This window comes from Peptoniphilus harei (assembly GCF_900454685.1).
GTDB lineage: Bacteria > Bacillota > Clostridia > Tissierellales > Peptoniphilaceae > Peptoniphilus_A > Peptoniphilus_A harei.
This window is the reverse complement of the sequence record NZ_UATM01000028.1, coordinates 1-6,335: the sequence shown is the minus strand read 5'-3', so window position 1 is coordinate 6,335 and position 6,335 is coordinate 1. Positions and strand designations below refer to the sequence as shown.

14 protein-coding genes are annotated in these 6,335 nt (G+C 36.5%); 5 read left to right on the top strand and 9 right to left on the bottom strand.

The features are described from left to right. The first annotated feature begins 503 nt into the window (after positions 1-503). The 3 genes from DRZ96_RS11545 to DRZ96_RS11535 all read left to right on the top strand — a co-directional run bounded on the left by DRZ96_RS11545 (position 504) and on the right by DRZ96_RS11535 (position 1,768). The gene (locus DRZ96_RS11545) at positions 504-758 is read left to right on the top strand and encodes a magnesium transporter MgtE N-terminal domain-containing protein (protein ID WP_256584785.1); all 255 of its coding nucleotides are present in this window, start codon (positions 504-506) and stop codon (positions 756-758) included. Between the two features lie 167 nt (positions 759-925). Continuing rightward, positions 926-1,333 carry a CBS domain-containing protein gene (locus DRZ96_RS11540; protein ID WP_256584784.1) on the top strand — a complete coding sequence of 136 codons (408 nt, stop codon included), beginning with the start codon at positions 926-928 and terminating at the stop codon, positions 1,331-1,333. A 42-nt stretch (positions 1,334-1,375) separates the two neighbouring features. Continuing rightward, the gene (locus DRZ96_RS11535) at positions 1,376-1,768 is read left to right on the top strand and encodes a magnesium transporter (RefSeq protein ID WP_256584783.1); all 393 of its coding nucleotides are present in this window, start codon (positions 1,376-1,378) and stop codon (positions 1,766-1,768) included. Positions 1,769-2,136: 368 nt separating this feature from the next. Here the strand turns inward: DRZ96_RS11535 and DRZ96_RS01240 are convergent, their stop codons facing one another. From DRZ96_RS01240 to DRZ96_RS11530, 3 genes are all read right to left on the bottom strand, one after another. Further along, on the bottom strand, positions 2,137-2,430 hold the full coding sequence (locus DRZ96_RS01240) for a DUF4825 domain-containing protein (protein ID WP_172605443.1): 294 nt from the start codon (positions 2,428-2,430) through the stop codon (positions 2,137-2,139). A 156-nt stretch (positions 2,431-2,586) separates the two neighbouring features. Then, a complete protein-coding gene (locus DRZ96_RS01235; RefSeq protein ID WP_256584782.1) occupies positions 2,587-2,988 on the bottom strand; it encodes a 5'/3'-nucleotidase SurE in 402 nt (133 codons plus the stop codon). Continuing rightward, entirely contained in the window at positions 2,882-3,103 is a 222-nt protein-coding gene (locus tag DRZ96_RS11530; protein WP_256584781.1) for a 5'/3'-nucleotidase SurE, read from the bottom strand. The genes DRZ96_RS01235 and DRZ96_RS11530 overlap by 107 nt, the downstream gene beginning before the upstream one ends. A 107-nt stretch (positions 3,104-3,210) precedes the next feature. On the opposite strand from DRZ96_RS11530, the gene surE reads away from it, so the two are divergent. Further along, complete coding sequence (surE, locus tag DRZ96_RS11525) at positions 3,211-3,525, top strand: 5'/3'-nucleotidase SurE (protein ID WP_256584780.1); 315 nt, start codon at positions 3,211-3,213, stop codon at positions 3,523-3,525. A 521-nt stretch (positions 3,526-4,046) separates the two neighbouring features. After that, entirely contained in the window at positions 4,047-4,262 is a 216-nt protein-coding gene (locus DRZ96_RS01225) for a DUF4825 domain-containing protein (RefSeq protein WP_172605442.1), read from the top strand. A gap of 317 nt (positions 4,263-4,579) precedes the next feature. Here DRZ96_RS01225 and DRZ96_RS12090 read toward each other — a convergent pair whose 3' ends face one another. The 6 genes from DRZ96_RS12090 to DRZ96_RS12065 form a co-directional block, all read right to left on the bottom strand. After that, on the bottom strand, positions 4,580-4,897 hold the full coding sequence (locus tag DRZ96_RS12090) for a magnesium transporter (RefSeq protein ID WP_322788191.1): 318 nt from the start codon (positions 4,895-4,897) through the stop codon (positions 4,580-4,582). A gap of 23 nt (positions 4,898-4,920) precedes the next feature. Next, positions 4,921-5,058, bottom strand: a complete 138-nt coding sequence (locus DRZ96_RS12085) for a hypothetical protein (RefSeq protein WP_322788190.1) — start codon at positions 5,056-5,058, stop codon at positions 4,921-4,923. Positions 5,059-5,097: 39 nt separating this feature from the next. Beyond that, a complete protein-coding gene (locus DRZ96_RS12080; protein ID WP_322788189.1) occupies positions 5,098-5,220 on the bottom strand; it encodes a hypothetical protein in 123 nt (40 codons plus the stop codon). Positions 5,221-5,230: 10 nt separating this feature from the next. Next, entirely contained in the window at positions 5,231-5,419 is a 189-nt protein-coding gene (locus tag DRZ96_RS12075; protein ID WP_322788188.1) for a CBS domain-containing protein, read from the bottom strand. 75 nt (positions 5,420-5,494) lie between these two features. Further along, positions 5,495-5,710 (bottom strand): magnesium transporter MgtE N-terminal domain-containing protein, encoded by a 216-nt coding sequence (locus tag DRZ96_RS12070; RefSeq protein ID WP_322788187.1) that lies wholly within the window; start codon positions 5,708-5,710, stop codon positions 5,495-5,497. Beyond that, positions 5,707-5,895 carry a hypothetical protein gene (locus DRZ96_RS12065; protein WP_322788186.1) on the bottom strand — a complete coding sequence of 63 codons (189 nt, stop codon included), beginning with the start codon at positions 5,893-5,895 and terminating at the stop codon, positions 5,707-5,709. Before DRZ96_RS12065 ends, DRZ96_RS12070 begins: the two co-directional genes overlap by 4 nt. Positions 5,896-6,335 lie beyond the last annotated feature (440 nt).

Sequence of the window (6,335 nt, the reverse complement as noted above, 5' to 3'; positions counted from 1 at the left end):
GTAGCTAAAACGTATGACATTGTAGCGAAAGTAGTAAGGCCGGCTAGTAGTTCTGTTTTGAAATCCGTTGAATTCTCTCTTAATTTTAAATAACTATCTAAATTTGTATCATATTTAGACATAACAAACCTCCTTTACCAGATAATCACAATAAACTATATAAATTAAATTATATCAGACGTGTCCTCTCTGTTAAAGACTCATTAATATTCTAAAATACTGAAGAGCATTTTTGGGAAATAAAAAATAGTCCTGAAGCTCTTTATATGTTAAAATATGAATCATGGAGGTGTTTACATGGATACCAGTCGACCCTGGAAAATATGTACATGCCTAAGCGATAAAGAAAATCTTGTGAGTAATAGCTAGATAATTTAGTTTCATAAATCTTTATCGCTAGCAGCGAATTTTTATGCAAAATTTATTTGTTTGCAAAAAATAGGAGGATTTATGAACAACTTAGATAGAGAAAAATTAAAGAACTTGCAAGAAAAGATCACAGGATGGACCCTGTTGATATAGCAGAGAACTTAGAAGAACTATCCAAAGAAGATGTGGCAATTTGGATAAAACTCCTAAAAAAGGACCTTTTGGCAGACGCCTTTTCTCTCTTGCCAAGAGATAAGAAGATTGAAATGATAGGTTCCCTTTCTGAAGACAGGATTATGAGTCTTATGAAGGAACTTGAAGAAGACGAGGTAGTAGATACCTTGCAAGAGCTTCCTGCCAATATGGTGAGAAAGCTCATGTACCAATAATCGAAGAGGATAGAAGACCAATTATAACGAACTTCTAGGCTTTCCTAAGGAGTCCGTTGGTTCCATTATGTCCGTTGGTTTTATCTTTGTTAAATCAACAGCTACGCCAACACAGGCTCTAGAGAAAATTATCCACTCAGACCTAGATGCAGACAGGCTAGAACAAGTTGGGTTACAAACGAATCCTACTTCTGATAGGTTATGTAAACCTAGCCGACCTTCTTCGTAATAGGGACAAAAAAATCGAAGAATTTATGCACCAAATCAATGCCAGCGTCTATGCAACAGATGACCAAGAAGTTGTTGCTAAGTTAGCCTTCAAGTACGACTTATCAGAAATTCCTGTAACAGATTCTGAAGGTAGACTTGTGGGTATCGTCCCAGCAGAATGGGCCATCGACGTTATGCACGAAGAGTATGAAGAAGACTTGGGTAACATCCACGGTATTAGCGAGTCATCACCAGAGCACTATTGGGACAAGTCAGTCCTAAGACTTGCCAAAGACAGGACAATGTGGCTTATAATTTGTCTTGTTACAGGCAACTTTTACAAGTTTTATAATAAAAAGATATGAGACCCTCTTGGCATCATCAGTTGCTCTTGCAGCCTATATCCAATGCTAATGGACTCAGGTGGAAACGCAGGTACACAATCATCAACAACAGTAATCCGTGGAATCTACACAGGAGAAATTGAATTCAAAGAATTTGTACAAGTTATGTTTAAGGAACTCCGCATTGGATTAATAGTTGGAGCTGTCCTTGTGGCAGTAAATATAGTTAGGATGTCTATCCTCGACAGTGTTAGCATTGGAGTAACCCTAACAGTTTCAGTCACACTTCTTACAACAATAGTCCTATCAAAAATGATTGGTGGTATCCTTCCTCTAATTGCAGAAAAAATAAAGGTGGACCCAACAATAATGGCGGGACCACTTATCACAACAATAGTAGATACTTTGGTATTATTTGTATATTTCGAAGTGGCAACACTTTTAATTGGGGTTTAATTTAATAGAAAATTTGAAGAAGCACAGGCTTCTTCTTTTTTGCTTGATTTTAGGTTTCTAAATAGAAAATAATTCTATTTTTTCCCTTAGTAAGATTGAGCTTGGAGATGAAAATTATAAATAGTTGAAAAAATTATAAAAAAGGAGAAGGTCTTGTGCAGTTACCACAAAGCCTTCTCTTTATTTATTCCAATTATTTACAAAGTCCTCAAAGCTTTCTCTGTCCTTGGATATTTCTTCTATGCTTGTATTTTTTTCTTCTAAGATTTCTTCTATTTCTTTTCTGTAGAAGATGAAGATTTTATCCTTCAGCTCCTTATTTTTTTCTTCTTCAAAGTCCCTGCCACTTTCTACATAATAAATCCTATCTAGGTTTTTATAAGGGCGAAAGTCTCTATGGCATTTATAAAAAGGTCTTCTCTATTTATGTTAGATGTGTCCTTTACAAAAATTTTAAGCCCGTAGGGTGACTTGCTTGAAAGTATTTCAATAGCGCCCACCTCGAAGCCCTTTGGGTAGTCTTGTCTCGACACAATTTGTGAGACACTTGAGTTGTCGCCAACGAAGTCTGTCTTGTAATTGTATAGACTATCTATCCTTCTATTTTGGCAGCCGCAAAGGACAAGTACTAGGCCCAAGAATATATAAGTTTTTTCAAACACATCACCTCTTTCATAGATTATATCAAAAAAATAAAAAGTCACTAGGACTTTTTAAATTCTTTTATTTACATTATTGTTCTAAAAAATATTCCAAAAATCAAAAAGATTAAAAATAATAAGGTAAATTTGTAGTTCACTATTTTTCCTTTCGTGACTTTATTTTAGCATTTGGCTTAACTCATTGATGAGAGTTAGGTTAGTTACATCGTATAAAAGCGGGCTTACTGTTGCATAGCCTTGGCCCAAGAAGTGGATGTCTGAATCCTTTTCGTTGTTGTCCTTTGGGAAGCCTTTAAGCCTCATGTTGTAGCCTTCTCCTTCTTCTGAAATGTCGTAGATTGACATTACGTCGGCTCCAACCTTGCAAACTTCTACTCCCTTTAGTTCTTCGTAGTCAAGGTAAGGTACGTTTATATTTAGGACTTGAAGTCTCTTTAGGTCGTCAAGTTTGTTAAAGACTTCTACTGCAACTCTTGCTGCTGTTTCGAACTTTGAGTGGCCCTTTACCCATTGAGATGAAACTGCAATGGCAGGTATGTTTAAATAAGTTTGCTTCAATTGCTGCTGAAACTGTGCCTGAATAGAGGACATTTGTCGCTGCGTTAAAGCCGGAGTTTATACCTGAGAAGCAGAAGTCAAACTTTTCATCTAGTAGGTGGACTGCTGCTCTCACACAGTCAGCTGGTGTCCCATATACGCAAAGGAGGCCTTCTAGAACCGCTCAGACTACATCACCGCCCACTAATGGTTCAAGAAACAAAACTAGAAGGCCTTGGAGATGTGAAGAGCCTTTGCGTATATGGGACACCAGCTGACTGTGTGAGAGCAGCAGTCCACCTACTAGATGAAAAGTTTGACTTCTGCTTCTCAGGTATAAACTCCGGCTTTAACGCAGCGACAAATGTCCTCTATTCAGGCACAGTTTCAGCAGCAATTGAAGCAAACTTATTTAACATACCTGCCATTGCAGTTTCATCTCAATGGGTAAAGGGCCACTCAAAGTTCGAAACAGCAGCAAGAGTTGCAGTAGAAGTCTTTAACAAACTTGACGACCTAAGAACTTCAAGTCCTAAATATAAACGTACCTTACCTTGACTACGAAGAACTAAAGGGAGTAGAAGTTTGCAAGGTTGGAGCCGACGTAATGTCAATCTACGACATTTCAGAAGAAGGAGAAGGCTACAACATGAGGCTTAAAGGCTTCCCAAAGGACAACAACGAAAGGATTCAGACATCCACTTCTTGGCCAAGGCTATGCAACAGTAAGCCCGCTTTTATACGATGTAACTAACCTAACTCTCATCAATGAGTTAAGCCAAATGCTAAAATAAAGTCACGAAAGGAAAAATAGTGAACTACAAATTTACCTTATTATTTTTAATCTTTTTGATTTTTGGAATATTTTTTAGAACAATAATGTAAATAAAAGAATTTAAAAAGTCCTAGTGACTTTTTATTTTTTTGATATAATCTATGAAAGAGGTGATGTGTTTGAAAAAACTTTATATATTCTTGGGCCTAGTACTTGTCCTTTGCGGCTGCCAAAATAGAAGGATAGATAGTCTATACAATTACAAGACAGACTTCGTTGGCGACAACTCAAGTGTCTCACAATTGTGTCGAGACAAGACTACCCAAAGGGCTTCGAGGTGGGCGCTATTGAAATACTTTCAAGCAAGTCACCCTACGGGCTTAAAATTTTTGTAAAGGACACATCTAACATAAATAGAGAAGACCTTTTTATAAATGCCATAGAGACTTTCGCCCTTATAAAAAACCTAGATAGGATTTATTATGTAGAAAGTGGCAGGACTTTGAAGAAGAAAAAATAAGGAGCTGAAGGATAAAATCTTCATCTTCTACAGAAAAGAAATAGAAGAAATCTTAGAAGAAAAAAATACAAGCATAGAAGAAATATCCAAGGACAGAGAAAGCTTTGAGGACTTTGTAAATAATTGGAATAAATAAAAGAGAAGGCTTTGTGGTAACTGCACAAGACCTTCTCCTTTTTTATAATTTTTTTCAACTATTTATAATTTTCATCTCCAAGCTCAATCTTACTAAGGGAAAAATAGAATTATTTCTATTTAGAAACCTAAAATCAAGCAAAAAAAGAAGAAGCCTGTGCTTCTTCAAATTTTCTATTAAATTAAACCCCAATTAAAAGTGTTGCCACTTCGAAATATACAAATAATACCAAAGTATCTACTATTGTTGTGATAAGTGGTCCCGCCATTATTGTTGGGTCCACCTTTATTTTTTCTGCAATTAGAGGAAGGATACCACCAATCATTTTTGATAGGACTATTGTTGTAAGAAGTGTGACTGAAACTGTTAGGGTTACTCCAATGCTAACACTGTCGAGGATAGACATCCTAACTATATTTACTGCCACAAGGACAGCTCCAACTATTAATCCAATGCGGAGTTCCTTAAACATAACTTGTACAAATTCTTTGAATTCAATTTCTCCTGTGTAGATTCCACGGATTACTGTTGTTGATGATTGTGACCTGCGTTTCCACCTGAGTCCATTAGCATTGGGATATAGGCTGCAAGAGCAACTGATGATGCCAAGAGGGTCTCATATCTTTTTATTATAAAAACTTGTAAAAGTTGCTGTAACAAGACAAATTATAAGCCACATTGTCCTGTCTTTGGCAAGTCTTAGACTGACTTGTCCCAATAGTGCTCTGGTGATGACTCGCTAATACCGTGGATGTTACCCAAGTCTTCTTCATACTCTTCGTGCATAACGTCGATGGCCCATTCTGCTGGGACGATACCCACAAGTCTACCTTCAGAATCTGTTACAGGAATTTCTGATAAGTTCGTACTTGAAGGCTAACTTAGCAACAACTTCTTGGTCATCTGTTGCATAGACGCTGGCATTGATTTGGTGCAAATTCTTCGATTTTTTGTCCCTATTACGAAGAAGGTCGGCTAGGTTTACATAACCTATCAGAAGTAAGGATTCGTTGTAACCCAAACTTGTTCTAGCCTGTCTGCATCTAGGTCTGAGTGGATAATTTTCTCTAGAGCCTGTGTTGGCGTAGCTGTTGATTTAACAAAGATAAAACCAACGACATAATGGAACCAACGGATCCTTAGGAAAGCCTAGAAGTTCGTTTATAATTGGTCTTCTATCCTCTTCGATGTATTGGTACATGAGCTTTCTCACCATATTGGCAGGAAGCTCTTGCAAGGTATCTACTACCTCGTCTTCTTCAAGTTCCTTCATAAGACTCATAATCCTGTCTTCAGAAAGGGAACCTATCATTTCAATCTTCTTATCTCTTGGCAAGAGAGAAAAGCGTCTGCCAAAAGGTCCTTTTTTAGGAGTTTTATCCAAATTGCCACATCTTCTTTGGATAGTTCTTCTAAGTTCTCTGCTATATCAACAGGGTCCATCCTGTTGATCTTTTCTTGCAAGTTCTTTAATTTTTCTCTATCTAAGTTGTTCATAAATCCTCCTATTTTTTGCAAAAAATAAATTTTGCATAAAAATTCGCTGCCTAGCGATAAAGATTTATGAAAACTAAATTATCTAGCTATTACTCACAAGATTTTCTTTATCGCTTAGGCATGTACATATTTTCCAGGGTCGACTGTATCCATGTAAACACCTCCATGATTCATATTTTAACATATAAAGAGCTTCAGGACTATTTTTTATTCCCAAAAATGCTCTTCAGTATTTTAGAATATTAATGAGTCTTTAACAGAGAGGACACGTCTGATATAATTTTAATTTATATAGTTTTTGTGATTATCTGGTAAAGGAGGTTGTTTTATGTCTAAATATGATACAAATTTAGATAGTTATTTTAAATTAAGAGAGAATTCAACGGATTTCAAAACAGAACTACTAGCCGGCCTTACTACTTTCGCTACAATGTCATACG